The sequence below is a fragment of the Mesorhizobium sp. WSM3859 genome (assembly GCF_002295065.1).
Taxonomy (GTDB): domain Bacteria; phylum Pseudomonadota; class Alphaproteobacteria; order Rhizobiales; family Rhizobiaceae; genus Mesorhizobium.
On the sequence record NZ_NSGG01000025.1, the window covers coordinates 42,511 to 60,051 of the forward strand.

Here is a 17,541-nt window from a genome sequence, read left to right on the forward strand (position 1 = left end):
TTTTCGTCTCTGATCGTGATTGTCTCAGCCCTTGCATGTCGTTTCCCAAAACCGCCGCGCACTTTTGGGCGACATGCATCAGCCCTGCGCATCATGCGCCGATGATCGCAGCCTTCGCCAGAAGTTTCTCGGCTTGCGCCAGATGCAGCCGCTCGACCATGCGGCCGTCCAGCGCGATGACGCCCTTGCCGGCATTTTCGGGCCGCGCGAACGCATCCCAGATGGCACGGGCCCTGGTAAGCGCTTCCGCCGACGGCGAAAAGGCACGGTTCGCCGCCTCGATCTGAGCCGGGTGGATCAGCGACTTGCCATCAAAGCCCATGGCCGCCGCCTCCGAGCATTCGCCGGCAAAAGCGTCGAGGTCGCGGAAATCATTGGCGACGCCGTCGATCACGTCGAGGCCGCCGGCGCGCGCCGCGAGCACCAACTGCATCAACCAGGGCATCAGATAGCGCCGGTCCGGCGTTGCCAGAATGCCGGTCGCCTTTACCAGATCATTCGTTCCGGCGACGAAACAAGCGAGCCGCGAGGCCGGGTCGCGGCCGAGCTCGGCGATGGCGCCGATGTTGAGGAGCGCCTTGGGCGTTTCGACCATCGCCCATAGTTTGACGCTGTCCGGCGCAAAATTGTCGTCGAGCAGGTCGCCGGCCTCGAGGATGTCGCGCGGCGTGCCGATCTTGGGCAGAAGAATGCCGTCGGGTTCGGCCTTGGCCACGGCCAGAAGATCGTCCGCGCCCCATTCACTGGCCAAAGCGTTGATGCGCACCACCATCTCGCAGCGTCTTTCGCGGTCGGCCAGGATGCCTGCGACCTTGTCGCGCGCGGCAGCCTTGTCGGCGGGCAGGACGGCGTCCTCGAGATCGATGATGACGGCATCGCAGGCCAGCGAGCCGATCTTGGCGAGCGCCTTGTCGTTCGAGGCGGGAATATAGAGCACCGAGCGGCGCGGTCGGTAGGTGTCGACGGTCATGGCCGATCTATGACGGGTGATGGCGGGTGAGGCAAGGCGGAGGCAATTTGCCGACCTGCCGGGAACCAGCAAAATCGTCGACGTCGGCGCTGCCCCTCATCGCCCTGCCGGGCACTTCTCCCCGTATAGTGACGGGGAGAAGGGGCTGGCCGCAACGACGGCGCCTCTCCTGCGACGCTGGCGATTAGCGAAACCGGCGATGAAAGCGCCCCTCTCCCCGTCACTATACGGGGAGAGGATGCCGGCAGGCAGGTGAGGGGCAGCGCCAGCGGAAGTGATTTGCGCCTGCACCAAATCTGCAAATCCTTGCTGAAAAGCTCCGGGATTCCGCCGCGCGCTTTCCGCACGGGCTAGCGAAACCGGCGCCATGCGAACACGTCACACATCCCGCTGGTCCCTGCCGCGCCGGCTCCGCAACGAAGGCTGGTGGCTCGTCGAGCCGCAAGGGCGGCGCGCCGCCGCGACGGTGCTTCCCTTCAGACCACGGCCGGCATGCGGCGGCAGAACAACAGCCAGGAAGGCGCGGCGATGACGACGATAACCATGACGGCGCCGGCAATGAAGACGTCGCCTGTCCCGAGCTACTGCCGCCGCGTCGGCGCCGCCGCGCTGCTGGTGGCGCTGGCCGATTTTCTTTTCTATGGCCAGCCGGTCGGGATCACCCTCTTCATCTTCGCGACCGTACTTGCCGCCACGGTCGTCGCCATGCATCCGACAGCACTGAACGATGCCCGGGTGTGGCTCAAGCCGGCGGCGCTGTTCGCGGCACTTTTGCCGCTCGTCGAAAATGTCAGCCCGCTTTCGCTGCTGGTCGCGGTTGCCGCGCTGGCAATCTTTGCGCTGTCGCTGGCCGGACGGCTGCGCGCCCGCCCCGCCCGGATCGCGCGGCAGCTTGGCCTGTTCCTGCTCGCCGCCCCTTTCCGCTTCGCGCGCGACTTCTTCCGCTGGCGCAAGGTGGCGCGCCAGCTCGGGCAGCGGCGAATCCGGCTGGCGGCCATCGCCGTCTGGGTCATGCCGCTGACGCTCGGCATCGTCTTCCTGGCGCTGTTCGGCGTCGCCAATCCAATCATCGAGCACTGGCTGTCGCTGATCGATCTTTATGCGCTGCTCGAGAAGATCGAGGTCGCGCGACTGATCTTCTGGCTCATCGTGCTGGCCGGCGTCTCGGCCTTTCTGCGGCCCCGCCTGCCGCGCTTCGTCTCTCGCCTCAGGCGCATCCTGCCTGCCGCGCCCGCGGCAAGGCGGACGAGGACTTCCGCCGAGGACGTCCTCTTCGGCAAGGCCGCCATCCTGCGCGCACTGATCGTCTTCAACGCGCTGTTTGCCGTGCAGACTATCCTCGACGGCACCTATCTGTGGGGCGGCGTCGCTTTGCCCGACGGGCTGACGTATGCCGCCTACGCGCATCGCGGCGCCTATCCGCTGGTCGTCACCGCGCTGCTTGCCGCCGGCTTCGTGCTGGTGGCACTGCGCTCGGGCAGCGAGACGTCGCGCGATCCGCTGATACGCCGGCTGGTCTATCTCTGGGTGGCGCAGAACATCGTGCTGGTCATCTCCTCGATGCTGCGGCTCGACCTCTATATCGGCGTCTACGCGCTCACCTATCTGCGCGTCGCCGCTTTCATCTGGATGGGACTGGTCGCGGTGGGGCTGGCGCTGATCATTGCCCGCATCGCATTCACAAAATCCGGCGAATGGCTGCTCTCCGCCAATCTTCTGACGCTTTCGGCGACGCTTTATGCCTGCTGTTTCGTCAATTTCGCAGCAACGATCGCCAACTACAATGTCGACCATTCGCTTGAGATGAACGGTCCCGGCACCGGCCTCGATATCTACTACACAAGGTCGCTCGGCCCAGCAGCCCTGCCGGCTCTCGACCGCTTTTTCGAGCATCAGAAAAAGGTCTTCCTCACCGACAAGCGCGACCCGGCCGACGCTTTCATCGAGACCCGGTATCGCGACGTGCAGAAAAACTGGCGCGCCTGGAGCCTTCGCGACTGGAGGCTTTTGCGCACCCTCGACAAAAGAGGTCCGCTCGTGGTTCCTCCAGGATATCGACCCGCCATGCCGGACTCTGATTGATGCCGCACAACATCCTCGTCGCCGACGACGACCCGCATATCCGCGAGATCATCTGCTTCGCGCTGGAAAAGGCCGGCATGAAGACCGCTGCCGTGGCCGACGGCGCCGCAGCACTTCAGGCGGTCGAGCGGCTCGCGCCCGACCTCATCGTGCTCGACATCGGTATGCCGGAGATGGACGGGCTGGAGGTCTGCCGCAGGCTGAGGCAAAAATCCGACGTGCCGGTGCTGTTTTTGTCCGCGCGCGATGAAGAAATCGACCGCATCCTCGGGCTGGAGATGGGCGGCGACGATTATGTGACAAAGCCTTTCAGCCCGCGCGAGCTGGTCGCCCGCGTCAACGTCATCCTGCGGCGCGCGCGTCCGGCGCCGGTCGAGGAGGAAGCGGACGAGAGGCAGTTCGCGCATGGCAAGCTCATGCTCGTCCCGGCAAGCCATGCGGCGAGCTTCGACGGCAAGCCGCTGACCTTGACGGCGATCGAATTCGCGATCCTGAAAGGCTTTCTCGCCCGCCCACAGCATGTGCTTGGTCGCGACGCGGTGATGGCCAATGCCTATGCCTCGAATATCCATGTCTCGGAGCGCACCGTCGACAGCCATATCCGCAACGTGCGGGCCAAGCTGGCGGCGGTCGGCTGCGCCGATGCGATCGCGACGGTGCATGGCGTCGGCTTCCGGCTTGGCCGATGCGGTGGTTGAGCAAGGAAAGGTGGCGGCCGAGGCTCGCCACCGTCGTCGTCGTCATCCTGATCCTGGTCATGGCGCTGCCGTTGGTCGGGCTGTTCTTCTTCCGGCTCTACGAGAACCAGTTGATCCGCCAGACCGAGGGCGAGCTGATCGCGCAAGGCGCGGTGGTTGCGGCGATCTATTCCGACGCGGTGCGCGCGGCCGGCATCGCCCCGGACAAACTCGGCGCGCCAGTCTCGGCCGATCCGGCAAGGGACAACAACTATCCCTACGATCCGATCGAGCCGCGCCTCGATCTTGCCTATGACGATGTCATGCCGTCGCGGCCGGCGTCGCTTCCCGCCACCCCCGATCCCACCTTCGCGGCAATAGGGGCGCGGCTCGACGGCATTCTGGACGAGACGCAGAAAACCACGCTTGCCGGCTTCCGGCTGCTCGATCCGCACGGCGTGGTGATCGCCGGCGGCGACGAGATCGGCCAGTCGCTCAGCGGCGCCGAGGAGGTGCGGACCGCGCTTTCCGGCGCCTATGCCAGCGCGCTCCGACTCCGCATCCCCGACCAGCCGGCGCCGCCGCTCTATTCGGTGAGCCGGGGCACCAAGGTGCGCGTCTTCGTCGCCATGCCGGTCGAGCTCGACGGCAGGGTCGCCGGCGTGGTCTATCTGTCGCGGACGCCGAACAACATCGTCAAGCACCTCTATGGCGAGCGCGGCAAGGTGACTTTGGCGGCGATCGCGATCCTCGGCGGCACGCTCTTGATCGCGCTGGTGTTCATCCGCACCGTCAGCCGGCCGATCTATGCGCTGATCGAGCGGACGAAGCGCATCGCCGCCGGCGATCGCGACGCGATCAGGCCGCTCGCCCATCACGGCACGCGCGAGATGGCGGCGCTGTCGACGGCCTTCCTCGACATGGCAACCAAGCTGCAGGCGCGCTCCGACTCCATCCAGACCTTCGCCACCCATGTCTCGCATGAGCTGAAATCGCCGCTGACGGCAATCCAGGGCGCAGCCGAGCTGCTGCGCGATTCCGGCGGCGCGATGGACGAGGCCGAGCGCCGGCGTTTTTCCAACAACATCGTCACCGATGCCGGGCGGCTCAATCTTTTGGTGCGCCGGCTGCTCGATCTGGCGCGCGCCGAAAACCTGGAGCCGAGCGGCGAAAGCACGACGCTCCATGCGGCGCTGGCATCCTTGCCGATCGACACAAGGCTGGAGACGCGGCTCGAGGGCGGCGGCGATATCAGGCTCGGCATCTCGGCCGAGAATCTCGGCATCGTGCTCGCCAACCTCATCGACAATTCGGCGAGGCACGGCGCCCGGCAGGTGGCGATCCATGCCTCCGCCGATGGCGAGCGCGCCCTGGTCCGGGTCGGCGACGACGGTGACGGGATCTCGGCCGCCAACCGGGCCAAAATCTTCGAGCCGTTCTTCACCACGCGGCGCGAGACCGGCGGCACCGGCATGGGGCTCGGCATCGTGCTGGCCCTCCTGAAAGCGCATGATGGCACGATCAGGCTGGTTGACTCCGAGCGCGGCACGCGCTTCGAGATCGATCTGCCGGTCGTCTGAGAACCGGCGAATCGGAGAAAAAAGTGCGCTACGACATCGTCATCATCGGTGGGGCCATCGTCGGGTCCTCGGTCGCCTACTATCTGCGCGAGGAAGGCTTTACCGGCTCGATCGCGCTGATCGAGCGCGACCCGCAATTTTCGCATGCGGCGACGACCTTGTCCTGCGCCTCGATCCGCCAGCAATTCTCGATCCCTGAAAACATCCGCCTGTCGCAGTTCACGCTGAAACTGTTCCGGCGGCTGAAGGAAACCTTCGGCGCCGACGCCGATATCGGCTTTCGCGAGGGCGGCTATCTTATCCTCGCCGGCGAGGCCGGGCTGCCGATCCTCAAGGCCAATCACGAGGCGCAGGTCGCCGAGGGTGCCGATATCGCGTTCGAAGACGCCGGGCAGCTGGCGCGCCGCTTCCCGTGGATGTCGGTCGAAGGCATTTCCGCCGGCGCCTATGGCCGCAGCGGCGAGGGCTGGTTCGACGCGCATGCGCTGTTGACCCTGTTCCGCAAGGCGCTGCGCGACAGGAAGATCGATTTCATCACCGCTTCCGCCACCGGCATCAAGCGCGAGGGCAATCGCGTCACCGCTGTGTCGCTCGACAATGGCGAGACGCTGGAAGCCGGCACCGTCGTCAACGCCGCCGGGCCGAACGCCGGCAAGGTCGCGGCATTCGCCGGGCTCGAGCTGCCGGTCGAGCCGCGCAAGCGCAATGTCTTCGTCTTCGAGGCGCGTGAGAAATATGCCGACATGCCGCTGCTGGTCGATCCGTCCGGCATCTATGTGCGGCCGGAAGGTTCGGTCTACCTCACCGGCGGCGCCGAGCCGGAGGAAGGCGACGTCGCGCCCGACCCCAAGGATTTTGAGGTCAACTGGCCGCTGTTCGAAGAGGTGATCTGGCCGGTTCTGGCCAACCGCATCCCGGCCTTCGAGGCGATCAAGCCGACGCGCGCCTGGGTCGGGCACTACGACTACAACACGCTCGACCAGAACGGGGTGATCGGGCCGCATCCGGAGGTCGCAAACTTCCTGTTCGCCAACGGTTTTTCCGGCCACGGCCTGCAGCAGGCGCCGGCGGTAGGCAAGTCGATCGCGGAGCTCGTCATGCATGGCGGGTATCGCACGATCGACTGCACGGCGTTCGGCTATGAGCGGGTGGCCGAGGGAAGGGCGTTCCGGGAGTTGAATGTGATTTGACGGGCTCCCCCTTCCCCCCTTGTGGGGGAAGGTGTCGCCGGAGGCGACGGATGAGGGGTGCTCCAGGGAAAGCCAACGTCTCACTCCGCTGGAACACCCCTCATCCGTCTCGGCGCTATCGCGCCGATCCACCTTCTCCCACAAGGGGAGAAGGGAGAGCCGCGCTAAGCCGCCCGTCCTCCCCCACCCAAATAACCCTGCAGCCAGCCAAGCACGCGCGCCCAGCCTTCGGCATGTTCGGCCGCGGCGTCCGGGAAACCCGCGAAGCCGCCGTGGCAGATGGTTAGCCGCGTGCCGCCGGCGATCGGCTCAAGCAGATAAGCCACGGTCGTTTCCTGACGGCCGAGCGCCGGATGGTCCCAGCCGTAGCGCCGCGTCTGCACGATGCGGCGCGGCATCTCGATTTCGAGAAACTCGCCGCTGGCGGGCAGCTGTTGACCGTCGGCCGTCTCCACGACGACGCTCCAGCTTCCGCCGACGCGAAGATCGGCGTTCCATCCGATCATACGATAGGTTTCGGGCGAACCCCACCAGCGCTCGACCTCCCGGGTGACAAGTGCGGCGATGACCTCGTCCGGCGCGGCGGGAAGCTCGGCCGAGGCCATGACCGTATCGGCATTCGCCATGGCTTGCGGCAAGGATAGTTGAAGCATCACATGCACCCTGTGACAGAATTGTTTCGCTCTCGAAACGAAGCTTTTTCTTACGCAATTCCGGACGGGTGGCTACGGAGACGTCGCCGAACACGAACCGCTACGCACTTTTCCTGGAACTTGCTCTAGCCCTTCGACGGCGGGCGCTCGAAACCTTTGCCGGTTTCGAGCAGGCTCTTGAGGCTCGCCAGCACCAGCGGCCAGCCCTTGGAGACGTTGGCGAGCAGCCTGTGCGGGCCGTCGGCTTCATGGATGACGGCGAGTTTTATCAATTCGCCGTCCGGCTCGATGGTGAAGGTGCAGCGCGTGTAGCCGTCCTCCTTCACCTCGGGCATCCATTCATTGCGCCATTTGATGACAAGGCGTCTTGGCGGATCGACCTCCAGGATCTCACCGGAATCGGCGATGCTGCCGTCAGGGAACATCAGCTTCCAACTCGAGCCGACCTTCCATTCGCTCTCCTGATAGGAGCAGAGGAAGAACTGCCGGTTGAATTCCGGATCGGTCAGCGCCTGCCAGAGTTTTTCAGGCGTGGTGCGGATATAGGTGACATAGACGAAGCTGTTCTCGCTCACGGCTCTTCCCTTTCAAGGCGTTGCTTCAGATCGCTCAATGCGTTGAGCCGATGGCGCTCGAACTTGCCGATCCAGCGCTCGGCGATCTCGTTGATCGGAACGGGGTTGAGGTAGTGCTCCTTCTCGCGGCCGCGGCGCATGGTGGTGACGAGGTTCGCCTCCTCGAGGATCGCCAGATGCTTGGTCACCGCCTGGCGCGTCATATCCATGTGCTCGCAGAGCGCGTTCAGTGTCTGCCCGTTCCTTGCATGGAGACTGTCCAGCAATTGCCGGCGGGTCGGGTCGGCCAAAGCGCGAAAGACTGCATCCATGCTCATGGCTTAATATGCAACCATTTGGTTGCATGTCAAGCGGTGAGGCGCAAAAAGGGTGCCGGGCTGCGCGGGACCGGCGCGATCAGCTTGCGGAAATGGTCAGTGCTTGCGGGAGAACCAGAAGGCGTCGGGCATGCGTATCATGCCGATGCGCTCGTAGAAGCCGACGGCGTCGGGCATCGAGATCAGGCTGATGGCGACTGAAGGGCCGAGCTGGCGCTGCGCCTCGTCCATCAGGCCTTTGCCGATGCCGAGCCCTTGCGCCGAGGCGGACACTGCGAGTTCGGAAATGTAGCAGACCCAGGAGAAGTCGGTGACGCCGCGCGCGATGCCGACAAGCGGCTTGCCCTCGCTGTCGAGACGCGCCGTCAGCACCAGGTTGGCGTTGCCGAGCATCGTCTTCAGGCGCGCCTCGTCATCGATCGGTCGCGTTTCGCCGAGGCCGGAGTCGACCAATACGCGGCGGAATTCGGCGACGTCGAGCGTGGGCTCGCTTGCGTAGAGGACTTTGGAAGGACGGGCCATGGTCGCAGACTGCACCAGCCGGCCAGGATTTCGAAGCCGTTTTTTGAGGTGTTCCAGTTCCGTCCACCCTGCCCGCCTTTGGCCCAAGGGCAGTGCACGAATAGTTGCCTTTCATTTGCCGCCGGCTTTGTGTAAACCGTCCCGCAAAATTCCCCGCAAGCCAAGAAGACGGGCAGGTACCCATGGATAAATTCACCAAGCTCACCGGCGTCGCCGCGCCCATGCCGATCGTCAATGTCGACACCGACATGATCATTCCGAAGGATTATCTCAAGACGATCAAGCGCACCGGGCTCGGCACCGGCCTGTTCGCCGAGATGCGCTACAATGAGGACGGTTCGGAGAATCCGGATTTCGTGCTCAACAAGCCGGCCTATCGCAAGGCGCAGATCCTGGTCGCCGGCGACAATTTCGGCTGCGGCTCGAGCCGCGAGCATGCGCCCTGGGCGCTGCTCGATTTCGGCATTCGCTGCGTGATCTCGACCTCGTTCGCCGACATCTTCTACAACAACTGCTTCAAGAACGGCATCCTGCCGATCACGGTGAGCCCGGAAGACCTCGACAAGCTGATGGACGACGCCTCGCGCGGCTCCAACGCAACGCTGTCGATCGATCTCGAGGCCAAGGAAATTCGCGGACCGGACGGCGGCGTGATCAGCTTCGACCTCGACGATTTCAAGCGCCATTGCCTGCTCAACGGCCTCGACGACATCGGCCTCACCATGGAGAAGGCCGGCGCCATCGCTTCCTTTGAGAAGAAGAACGCCGAGCTGCGCCCCTGGGCCTGAGCAGCCTGAAGCGTTGAACGGATAGACCCGGCCGCGAGCGGCCGGGTTCGTGGCGACTGAATGGAGGGGAGCAGTCATGACACGTTCGCTTCTGGCCGGCGCTTGCGCGTTGGCGTGGGTGTTGATGCCGGTGGCAGGCGCCCATGCACAGACCGACAACGTGCTCGTGCCGGCCGAGGATCCGTCCGGCGATGCCGCTGACCCCTCGAACACCGCCAATGCGGCCCAGGCCGAGGACGAGCAGGCGCCAATCCCGTTCGAAGGCGGCCAGCTCACCATCACGCAGCCGGAGCAGGATGGCGAGAAGGTGCTTGCCTATGACGGCAAGCAGCTGGCCAGCAATTACGACGTCTTCTTCGACAAGATCGTCAAGATCGGCGACGTGAACGTCGCGCTCGTCGATGTCGGCGACGGCGGCAATCAATGCGGCCCGGCCAAGGTCATCGTCTGGAAGAAGGACGGCGAGATTGAGACCACCACGGTCGAGCAGGACGAATGCGGCGCGCCGCCGGCCGCCGTCTCCGACAGCGCCATCTATTTCGTGCCCTACCTGCTGCCGGGTGATTCCAAGCCGGCGCTGCAATGGTCGCCCACGGAAGGGCTGACGACCTCCGGCAACCTGACCTACACGCCGGAGCCGGGTAGCGACTGGAAGGATGTCGACCCGTCGGAATACGACAACATCATCGACGCCTTCCACAACGAGGCCGTCTACAAGGCCGGACAGGCGCTGCTGGGCAACGATATGCCCGACATGGCGACCAGCCTGCTGGTCGGAGGCGGCACCGAGAAGACGGCGTCCGGCGCCTTCTACGCCACCGGCTGCGTGCCGCATGACTGCGGCGGCAATGACGGCTTCATGGCGGTCGACCCGGCCAATCAGAAAGTCTATTTCGCCCGCCGCGGCGACAATGGCGAGCCGCAGGCCTGGCCACAGGTGAAGGACTGGCCGGCGGATATCAAGAAGGCCTATGAGGATGCGCAGGGGAACTAGGATTTGGCGGGGCGACGGCCCTCTCTTTCGTCATCCACGGGCGGAGCGACGCGAAGCGGAGCGCAGACCCGAGGATCCATTCCGTGACGATTGCCGTAGAATGCAACGGAACAGAATTCTGCACCGCTGGGCGCCGCTTTAGCGTAACGGCATGGATTCCAGGGTCTGCGCGCGTCGCTTCGCTCCTTGCTCCGCCCTGGAATGACGACCGGAGAAAGGCTTCGGCTAATCTCCAAGGATTGCGCTAGCCTTCGTGACAATGTTCCACTCGGCTTGGCCCACGACCCGCGCGACGCCGCTTGCTAAGCACAGGCGAGACAACCAACGCGAGGCACCCCATGCGCAAGCTCATCTCCACCGGCTCCCCCTTCGAAAAGACCGCCGGCTATTCGCGCGCGGTGGTGCAGGGCGACTGGTGCTTCGTCTCCGGCACGACCGGCTACGACTATGCCACCATGACCATGCCCGACACGGTCGAGGCGCAGACGCGCAACTGCCTCGCCACCATCGCCAAGGCGCTGGCCGACGGCGGCTTCGACATGGCTGATGTGGTGCGGGCGCATTACTACATCACCGACCAGGCTTTCGTTGACGTGGTCTTCCCGATCCTCGGCGAGGTGTTCGGCGACATCCGTCCGGCGGCGACGATGATCGTGTGCCAGCTCAACAAGCCGGAGATGAAGATCGAGATCGAGGTGACGGCGCTGCGGCGTACGGCGTAGGGGCCGTCGCCCGGCACAGCGAGGGCGCAAAGCAGGGGTCAGCCCATGGTGAAAGTCAGGCGCATCGTCGCCAACATCGCCACATCCGACATTGCCGCGGCCAAGCGCTTCTACCAGGACGTGCTCGGACTTGATGTCCTGATGGATCAGGGCTGGATTCTCACTTGCGGTTCGGCCGAGACAATGACGGTGCAAGTGAGCTTCATGGCCGAGGGCGGTTCGGGCACCCCGGTGCCGGATCTGTCGATCGAGGTCGACGATGTCGACGCGGCGCTCGCGGGCATGAAGAAGGCCGGCTTCGCCGTCGAATACGGCCCGGCCGACGAGCCCTGGGGTGTGCGGCGCTTCTATGTGCGCGATCCGTTCGGGCGGCTGGTGAATATTCTTTCGCATCGGTGAGGCTCCAGCTCGGGTTCCTCGCCCCCACGAAGTGGGGGAGAGGTGGCTCGGCGAAGCCGAGACGGAGAGGGGGAGCGCCCTACGAAGGCCCCTCTCCGTCCGCTTCGCGGACACCTCTCCCCCGCTTTGCGGGGGCGAGGAAGCTTTGAGAGGTCCCCTTGCGCCGCAATCACTTGGCGTTTAGCAAGGCGCCGGTTCAATTTCTCTCCCGGGACGGTTCTCCATGGCTTCGAAAAATCTCTTCCTGCTCGCCGGCGACGGCATCGGCCCCGAGGCGATGGCCGAGGTGAAGAAGCTGATCAAGGCCATGAACGACAAGCTCGGCAGCGGCTTTACCACCGATGAGGGACTTGTCGGCGGCTGCGCCTACGACGCGCATGGCGCGGCGATCTCGGACGCCGACATGGCAAAGGCGATGGCGGCGGACGCCGTGCTGTTCGGCGCCGTCGGCGGGCCGAAATGGGATGCCGTGCCTTACGAGGTGCGCCCCGAGGCAGGGCTCTTGCGCCTGCGCAAGGACATGGAGCTGTTCGCCAATCTCAGGCCCGCGATCTGCTACCCAGCGCTGGCCGCTTCTTCCTCGCTGAAGCAGGAAGTGGTCGAAGGCCTCGACATCTTGATCGTGCGCGAGCTTACCGGCGGCGTCTATTTCGGCGAGCCGAAGCAGATCATCGATCTTGGCAACGGCCAGAAGCGCGGCATCGACACCCAGGTCTACGACACGTTCGAGATCGAGCGCATCTCCGGCGTCGCCTTCGAGCTTGCGCGGACCCGTCGCAATCATGTGACATCCATGGAAAAGCGCAACGTCATGAAATCGGGCGTGTTGTGGAACGAGGTGGTCAGCCAGACGCACAAAGCGCGCTATTCCGACGTCAAGCTCGACCACATGCTGGCCGACGCCGGCGGCATGCAGCTGGTGCGCTGGCCAAAGCAGTTCGACGTGATCGTCACCGACAATTTGTTCGGCGACATGCTGTCCGACATCGCCGCGATGCTGACCGGCTCGATCGGCATGCTGCCGTCGGCCTCGCTCGGCGCGCCGGATGCCAAAACCAAGAAGCGCAAGGCGCTCTACGAGCCGGTGCACGGCTCGGCGCCCGACATCGCCGGCAAGGGCATCGCCAACCCGATCGCGATGATCGCCTCCTTCGCCATGTGCCTGCGCTATTCGTTCGGCATGGTGGCCGAGGCCGACAAGCTCGAAGCGGCCATCGCCGCCGTGCTCGACGACGGCCTGCGCACCAAGGACATTTTCTCCGCGGGCATGAAGGAGGTCGGCACCACCGAAATGGGCGATGCCATCATCGCCAAGTTCCTGGGGTGATCGCATGACCGTCGACATTCGCTGGGCGAGGGTCGACGATGCCGAAGCGCTCGCCACCGTGTTTTGCGCGATGGCAACGCATTACCGGCAGGCGCCGCTCGATCACGGTCGCGCCACGGCCATCGCGCGGCAATGGCTCGGCGACGAGAGCCCGGCCTATCCGCATTTCGCCTTGGCCTTCGCGGACGGCGAGGTCGCCGGCCTCGCCTCGGTGGCCATCGCGCACCCAGGCATCGATCTGGAACGGCTGATGTTCCTGAAGGATTTGTTCGTGCGCGACAGCGCTCGCAGCAAGGGCGTCGGTCGCGCGCTGGTCGGCTTTCTCGCCGGCTATTGTGTCGGCAAAGGCATCGGCCGCATTGATCTTACTGCCGAAGACTGGAACGAAGGCGCGCTGCGCTTCTACGAGCGGCTAGGCGTCGAGCGCCACGGCCAGAAGGTTTTTCTCAGGCTGTCGGGCGACGCGCTGAACAAGGTCGCCAGGACCTGACGCCGGCCGGTATTGGCGTCAAAGCCGGGGAGTAGCAAAGCGGAGCAAGCCAGCCCGGTCAGCCCCGACACGTGAGCCGGCAGCCATCACACCCTCGTCATTCTATGGCGGAGCAAGGAGCGAAGCGACGCAGCGCAGACCATAGAATCCATTCCGTTACCTATGAGCGTCGCAGCGGTGCAGAAAAGCTCTCTTCTTCTGCGCCGCTCCGCCCTTCTCGCAAGGTCACGGAATGGATCCTCGGGTCTGCGCGTCCGCTTCGCTTCCGCTCCGCCCGTGGATGACGAAGTTCGGGCGCTTCGGCTAATCTCGAAGGTGGTGATTTGTTACCGAAGGAGGACGTCGGCGCTCGCTACGGGTCGGCTTCCCTCTATCCTTCGCGCGAGTCACAGAATGGATCCTCGGGTCTGCGCGCCCGCTTCGCTCCCGCTCCGCCCGTGGATGACGAAGTTCGGGCGCTTCGGCCGATCTCGAAGGTTGCGATTGCCACCGAACGTCGGCGCTCGCCACGGGCCGGCTTCCAACTTCCGTCGCGGTCCTAGGCTGGCCGCTTCTTCTGCTTCTTGCGCTTTGCCGGCTGGTCGGATTTCGGCCCGTCGAACTTTGGCTTGTCGAACTTCGCCTTGCCGGGCTTCTTCGCCCAGGGTTTCGCCGGGCCGCCAGGCCGCTCGCCCGGTGCCCGCTTCTCGAATCCGGATGCACTCTGGTCGAAAGGCCGCTTGCCACGATGCGGCTTCTTGTCCGGCTTCGTCGGCTGGTAGCCGGCGCGCGACAGGTCAGGCGTGCCGTCGATGCGCCTGACCGCGATGCTGCCCTGCAGCTTGCGTTCGGGGCCGATCGCGGCGACGAACCGGTCGGCCCAGTCGGCGGCGATCTGCACGAAGGTTTCTTCCGGCTGCATCTTGATGGCGCCGATCTCGCGCTTGGACATACCGGCGGTGCGGCACAGCATCGGGATCAGCCAGCGCGGCTCGGCATTCTGCCGGCGTCCGACCGACAGCGAGAACCAGACGCTGTCGCCGAAATCGTCACGGCGGCCCGATGCTTCTTCCCTGCGGCCAAGTGTTTCCTCCCGGCGCGCGAACTTCTCCTTCGACGGCGCAAACGGCGCGACGTCGATCAGGTCCTCGGGCGCCGAGCGGCTGCCGCGGCAAAGCCGCACGAAGGCGGCGGCCACCAGCTCGGCGCCATGCCGCTCCAGAAGTGCCGCGGCGAAGTCGCGCTCCTCGTCCTTGACCGGCTCGCCAAAGGAAGGGTCGGCCAGGATGCGCTCGTCGTCGCGGCGCAGCACCTCGTCGGCCGAGGGCGGGCTCGCCCAGGTCGCGGTCAGGCCGGCATTGGCCAGCAGCCGCTCGGTGCGCCGGCGGGCATTGCCCGGCACGATCAGCGCGCTGACGCCCTTTCGCCCGGCGCGGCCGGTGCGGCCGCTGCGATGCAGCAGCGTTTCCGGATTGCTCGGCAGGTCGGCGTGGATGACCAGCTCTAGGTTCGGCAGGTCGATGCCGCGCGCGGCGACATCCGTGGCAATGCAGACCCTGGCGCGGCCGTCGCGCATGGCCTGCAGCGCGTGGCTGCGCTCGTTCTGGCTGAGCTCGCCGGACAGCGCTACGACCGAGAAATTGCGGTTGTTGAACCGCGCGGTCAGGTGGTTCACCGCCGCGCGGGTATTGCAGAACACCATCGCATTGGTGGCCTCGTAGTAGCGCAACACATTGATAATGGCGTTCTCGCGATCGGCCGGCGCGACGGAAAGCGCCCGGTATTCGATGTCGAGATGTTGCTTCTCCTCGCCGCCGGCCGAAATGCGCACCGCATCGCGCTGGTAGCTTTTGGCCAACGTAGCGATGGAGCGCGGCACGGTGGCGGAAAACATCAGCGTGCGGCGTTCGGCGGGCGCGGCGTCGAGGATGAATTCGAGGTCTTCGCGAAAGCCAAGATCGAGCATCTCGTCGGCCTCGTCCAGCACCACCGCCTTCAGCGCCGACATGTCGAGCGCGCCGCGCGTGATGTGGTCGCGCAGCCGGCCCGGCGTGCCGACGACGATATCGGCGCCGCGTTCCAGCGCGCGCCGCTCGGTGCGCATGTCCATGCCGCCGACGCAGGAGGCGATCTGCGCCCCGGTCAGCTCGTAGAGCCATTCGAGCTCGCGCCGCACCTGCAGCGCCAGCTCGCGCGTCGGCGCCACGACCAGTCCCAGCGGCGCGCCGGCATCGCCAAACCGCTCGGCGCCGCCGAGAAGCGTCGGCGCGACGGCAAGGCCGAAGGCGACGGTCTTGCCGGAGCCGGTCTGCGCCGACACCAGCGCGTCGGCCTCGCCGAGCTCAGGCTCCAGCACCGCCTTCTGCACCGGTGTCAGCGCTGAATAACCACGCTTTTCCAGCGCCTCTGCCAGCGCAGGAACGATCATCTCGAAACTGGACATTTTCTTCTTTCGGAATTCGGAGTTCAGTGCTCGTCGCGGAGCACAAGGCCGGCACTGCGCCAGCCAAAGGATATTTGCGGCGTTCCTACTTCCTGCGGCCACTATTGTACAGAGCAGGCGGCACCGCGTTCTCCTTCTCCCCTTGTGGGAGAAGGTGGCCGCGAAGCGGCCGGATGAGGGGTGCTCCAGGGAACGCCAGCGTCTCACTCCGCTGGAACACCCCTCATCCGTCTCGGCGCTGCGCGCCGATCCACCTTCTCCCACAAGGGGAGAAGGGAAGCCGCGCTGCCAATTGACTCTTTCAGCAAACCGCGTAAAAGCCCGCGTCGAACGGGATCGTTATTCGATGCGCGGCCTTTTGATGGCTATTCTTGCATTCGATGCCCCCAGCCGCGATGCACAACATTGGGCCGGGCGCTTCGGCGTGTCCGTCCGTTCCAGCAAAACTACGGCCAAGAAAACCACCACCAAAACGGTGTGATTCCCTTGGCCTAACCACCCTCTCCCGGGTCCGGCCCGGGGGACGAAACCCGCATGAGGCCGGCGGGTTTTCTCCAACAACCAAGCGGAGAGGGACAGGAGATATCAGATGAGTTTCAAGGTTGCGGTAGTCGGCGCCACGGGCAATGTGGGCCGCGAAATGCTCAACATTCTGGATGAGCGCGGCTTCCCTGTGAGCGAGGTAGTGGCGCTGGCCTCGCGGCGCAGCCAGGGCACCGAAGTGTCCTTCGGCGACCGCACGCTGAAGGTCAAGGCACTCGACCAGTATGACTTTTCCGACACCGACATCTGCGTCATGTCGGCCGGCGGCAACGTCTCCAAGGAATGGTCGCCGAAGATCGGCAAGCAGGGCTGCGTCGTCATCGATAATTCGTCGGCGTTCCGTTACGATCCGGACGTGCCGCTGATCGTGCCGGAAGTGAACCCGGACGCGGTCTCGCTATTCTCGCGAAAGAACATCATCGCCAACCCGAACTGCTCGACGGCGCAGCTGGTGGTGGCGCTGAAGCCGCTGCATGACGTCGCCACCATCAAGCGCGTCGTCGTCGCCACCTACCAGTCGGTGTCGGGCGCCGGCAAGGAAGGCATGGACGAGCTGTTCACGCAGACCCGCGCGGTGTTCGTCGCCGACCAGGTCGAGGTCAAGAAGTTCACCAAGCGCATCGCCTTCAACGTCATTCCGCATATCGACGTCTTCCTCGATGACGGCTTCACCAAGGAAGAGTGGAAGATGGTGGCCGAGACCAAGAAGATGCTCGATCCCAAGATCAAGCTGACGGCGACCTGCGTGCGCGTGCCGGTCTTCATCGGCCATTCGGAAGCGGTCAACATCGAGTTCGAGAAGCCGATCACGGCGGACGAGGCGCGCGAGATCCTGCGCGAGGCGCCGGGATGCCAGGTGCTCGATAAGCGCGAGAACGGCGGCTACATCACGCCGCTGGAATCGGCCGGCGAGGACGCCACCTTCATCTCGCGCATCCGCGAGGATTCGACGGTCGACAACGGCCTGTCGATGTGGGTCGTCTCCGACAATCTGCGCAAGGGCGCGGCGCTGAACGCCGTGCAGATCGCCGAGCTCCTCGTCGAGCGCGGCCTTATCCAGCCGAAGAAGAAGGCGGCCTGACGGCAGTTTATTCTCGCTCACGGGCTGTTCCGCCGCTGCCGCGGCGGGCCCTGCGCGGGGGCGCCGGAAAGCCGGCGGCCCGCGGTCGCGGGCTCGGCCTTCGGCCGGGGCGCTTCTTCCTTCTCCCCTTGTGAGGGCTTTGCACAGAATCGGATCGGTGATTCCATGCGGATATCCGGCAAGGAGGATTCGCGATGGTGGATCGGGTG

19 protein-coding genes are annotated in these 17,541 nt (G+C 65.1%); 12 read left to right on the top strand and 7 right to left on the bottom strand.

Annotation, left to right across the window (positions count from 1 at the left end):
* Positions 1 to 91: 91 nt before the first annotated feature.
* A complete protein-coding gene (locus CK230_RS31325; protein ID WP_095820645.1) occupies positions 92 to 970 on the bottom strand; it encodes a CoA ester lyase in 879 nt (292 codons plus the stop codon).
* Between the two features lie 426 nt (positions 971 to 1,396).
* Between CK230_RS31325 and CK230_RS31335 the strand changes: the two genes are divergently transcribed.
* From CK230_RS31335 to CK230_RS31350, 4 genes are read left to right on the top strand one after another with little or no spacing between them, the layout of a single operon-like run.
* Positions 1,397 to 3,052, top strand: coding sequence for a DUF4173 domain-containing protein (locus tag CK230_RS31335; RefSeq protein ID WP_348629181.1), 1,656 nt, complete (start codon positions 1,397 to 1,399; stop codon positions 3,050 to 3,052).
* On the top strand, positions 3,052 to 3,750 hold the full coding sequence (locus tag CK230_RS31340) for a response regulator transcription factor (protein ID WP_095820646.1): 699 nt from the start codon (positions 3,052 to 3,054) through the stop codon (positions 3,748 to 3,750). Before CK230_RS31335 ends, CK230_RS31340 begins: the two co-directional genes overlap by 1 nt.
* Positions 3,738 to 5,309, top strand: a complete 1,572-nt coding sequence (locus CK230_RS31345) for a HAMP domain-containing sensor histidine kinase (protein WP_095820647.1) — start codon at positions 3,738 to 3,740, stop codon at positions 5,307 to 5,309. The genes CK230_RS31340 and CK230_RS31345 overlap by 13 nt, the downstream gene beginning before the upstream one ends.
* A gap of 23 nt (positions 5,310 to 5,332) precedes the next feature.
* Positions 5,333 to 6,499, top strand: coding sequence for an FAD-binding oxidoreductase (locus CK230_RS31350; protein WP_095820648.1), 1,167 nt, complete (start codon positions 5,333 to 5,335; stop codon positions 6,497 to 6,499).
* A gap of 164 nt (positions 6,500 to 6,663) precedes the next feature.
* Here CK230_RS31350 and CK230_RS31355 read toward each other — a convergent pair whose 3' ends face one another.
* From CK230_RS31355 to CK230_RS31370, 4 genes are all read right to left on the bottom strand, one after another.
* Positions 6,664 to 7,152: an SRPBCC domain-containing protein gene (locus CK230_RS31355; protein WP_095820649.1), complete on the bottom strand. Its 489-nt coding sequence runs from the start codon at positions 7,150 to 7,152 to the stop codon at positions 6,664 to 6,666.
* A 125-nt stretch (positions 7,153 to 7,277) separates the two neighbouring features.
* A complete protein-coding gene (locus CK230_RS31360) occupies positions 7,278 to 7,727 on the bottom strand; it encodes an SRPBCC family protein (protein ID WP_095820650.1) in 450 nt (149 codons plus the stop codon).
* Positions 7,724 to 8,044 (bottom strand): metalloregulator ArsR/SmtB family transcription factor, encoded by a 321-nt coding sequence (locus CK230_RS31365; protein WP_040987974.1) that lies wholly within the window; start codon positions 8,042 to 8,044, stop codon positions 7,724 to 7,726. Before CK230_RS31365 ends, CK230_RS31360 begins: the two co-directional genes overlap by 4 nt.
* A gap of 96 nt (positions 8,045 to 8,140) precedes the next feature.
* Positions 8,141 to 8,566 carry a GNAT family N-acetyltransferase gene (locus CK230_RS31370; RefSeq protein WP_095820651.1) on the bottom strand — a complete coding sequence of 142 codons (426 nt, stop codon included), beginning with the start codon at positions 8,564 to 8,566 and terminating at the stop codon, positions 8,141 to 8,143.
* A gap of 182 nt (positions 8,567 to 8,748) precedes the next feature.
* Here CK230_RS31370 and leuD point away from each other — a divergent pair, with 182 nt between their 5' ends.
* The 6 genes from leuD (at position 8,749) to CK230_RS31400 (ending at position 13,286) form a co-directional block, all read left to right on the top strand.
* Positions 8,749 to 9,354, top strand: coding sequence for a 3-isopropylmalate dehydratase small subunit (gene leuD / locus CK230_RS31375; protein ID WP_095820652.1), 606 nt, complete (start codon positions 8,749 to 8,751; stop codon positions 9,352 to 9,354).
* A gap of 76 nt (positions 9,355 to 9,430) precedes the next feature.
* Positions 9,431 to 10,348, top strand: a complete 918-nt coding sequence (locus CK230_RS31380; protein ID WP_095820653.1) for a hypothetical protein — start codon at positions 9,431 to 9,433, stop codon at positions 10,346 to 10,348.
* A gap of 338 nt (positions 10,349 to 10,686) precedes the next feature.
* A complete protein-coding gene (locus CK230_RS31385) occupies positions 10,687 to 11,070 on the top strand; it encodes a RidA family protein (RefSeq protein ID WP_095820654.1) in 384 nt (127 codons plus the stop codon).
* A gap of 48 nt (positions 11,071 to 11,118) precedes the next feature.
* Positions 11,119 to 11,469 (top strand): VOC family protein, encoded by a 351-nt coding sequence (locus CK230_RS31390; protein WP_095820664.1) that lies wholly within the window; start codon positions 11,119 to 11,121, stop codon positions 11,467 to 11,469.
* A gap of 223 nt (positions 11,470 to 11,692) precedes the next feature.
* Positions 11,693 to 12,796: a 3-isopropylmalate dehydrogenase gene (leuB, locus tag CK230_RS31395; RefSeq protein ID WP_095820655.1), complete on the top strand. Its 1,104-nt coding sequence runs from the start codon at positions 11,693 to 11,695 to the stop codon at positions 12,794 to 12,796.
* A 4-nt stretch (positions 12,797 to 12,800) separates the two neighbouring features.
* Positions 12,801 to 13,286: a GNAT family N-acetyltransferase gene (locus tag CK230_RS31400; RefSeq protein WP_095820656.1), complete on the top strand. Its 486-nt coding sequence runs from the start codon at positions 12,801 to 12,803 to the stop codon at positions 13,284 to 13,286.
* Positions 13,287 to 13,824: 538 nt separating this feature from the next.
* Here the strand turns inward: CK230_RS31400 and CK230_RS31405 are convergent.
* Entirely contained in the window at positions 13,825 to 15,708 is a 1,884-nt protein-coding gene (locus CK230_RS31405) for a DEAD/DEAH box helicase (protein ID WP_095820657.1), read from the bottom strand.
* A 292-nt stretch (positions 15,709 to 16,000) separates the two neighbouring features.
* On the opposite strand from CK230_RS31405, the gene CK230_RS33400 reads away from it, so the two are divergent.
* Both CK230_RS33400 and CK230_RS31410 read left to right on the top strand, forming a co-directional pair.
* Positions 16,001 to 16,189 carry a hypothetical protein gene (locus tag CK230_RS33400; RefSeq protein WP_176480290.1) on the top strand — a complete coding sequence of 63 codons (189 nt, stop codon included), beginning with the start codon at positions 16,001 to 16,003 and terminating at the stop codon, positions 16,187 to 16,189.
* Positions 16,190 to 16,297: 108 nt separating this feature from the next.
* Positions 16,298 to 17,332, top strand: a complete 1,035-nt coding sequence (locus CK230_RS31410; protein ID WP_095820658.1) for an aspartate-semialdehyde dehydrogenase — start codon at positions 16,298 to 16,300, stop codon at positions 17,330 to 17,332.
* Positions 17,333 to 17,349: 17 nt separating this feature from the next.
* Here CK230_RS31410 and CK230_RS33465 read toward each other — a convergent pair.
* Positions 17,350 to 17,541 (bottom strand): hypothetical protein (locus tag CK230_RS33465; RefSeq protein ID WP_210201505.1); only part of this gene is annotated, 192 nt, incomplete at its 5' end.

Excerpts from the sequence above, each read along its gene's own strand:
- CK230_RS31325 (WP_095820645.1), bottom strand. The coding sequence starts at position 970 with ATGACCGTCGACACCTACCGACCGCGCCGCTCGGTGCTCTATATTCCC.
- CK230_RS31340 (WP_095820646.1), top strand. The coding sequence starts at position 3,052 with ATGCCGCACAACATCCTCGTCGCCGACGACGACCCGCATATCCGCGAG.
- CK230_RS31345 (WP_095820647.1), top strand. The coding sequence starts at position 3,738 with ATGCGGTGGTTGAGCAAGGAAAGGTGGCGGCCGAGGCTCGCCACCGTC.
- CK230_RS31355 (WP_095820649.1), bottom strand. The coding sequence starts at position 7,152 with ATGCTTCAACTATCCTTGCCGCAAGCCATGGCGAATGCCGATACGGTC.
- CK230_RS31365 (WP_040987974.1), bottom strand. The coding sequence starts at position 8,044 with ATGAGCATGGATGCAGTCTTTCGCGCTTTGGCCGACCCGACCCGCCGG.
- CK230_RS31370 (WP_095820651.1), bottom strand. The coding sequence starts at position 8,566 with ATGGCCCGTCCTTCCAAAGTCCTCTACGCAAGCGAGCCCACGCTCGAC.
- leuD (WP_095820652.1), top strand. The coding sequence starts at position 8,749 with ATGGATAAATTCACCAAGCTCACCGGCGTCGCCGCGCCCATGCCGATC.
- CK230_RS31380 (WP_095820653.1), top strand. The coding sequence starts at position 9,431 with ATGACACGTTCGCTTCTGGCCGGCGCTTGCGCGTTGGCGTGGGTGTTG.
- CK230_RS31385 (WP_095820654.1), top strand. The coding sequence starts at position 10,687 with ATGCGCAAGCTCATCTCCACCGGCTCCCCCTTCGAAAAGACCGCCGGC.
- leuB (WP_095820655.1), top strand. The coding sequence starts at position 11,693 with ATGGCTTCGAAAAATCTCTTCCTGCTCGCCGGCGACGGCATCGGCCCC.
- CK230_RS31400 (WP_095820656.1), top strand. The coding sequence starts at position 12,801 with ATGACCGTCGACATTCGCTGGGCGAGGGTCGACGATGCCGAAGCGCTC.
- CK230_RS31405 (WP_095820657.1), bottom strand. The coding sequence starts at position 15,708 with ATGTCCAGTTTCGAGATGATCGTTCCTGCGCTGGCAGAGGCGCTGGAA.
- CK230_RS31410 (WP_095820658.1), top strand. The coding sequence starts at position 16,298 with ATGAGTTTCAAGGTTGCGGTAGTCGGCGCCACGGGCAATGTGGGCCGC.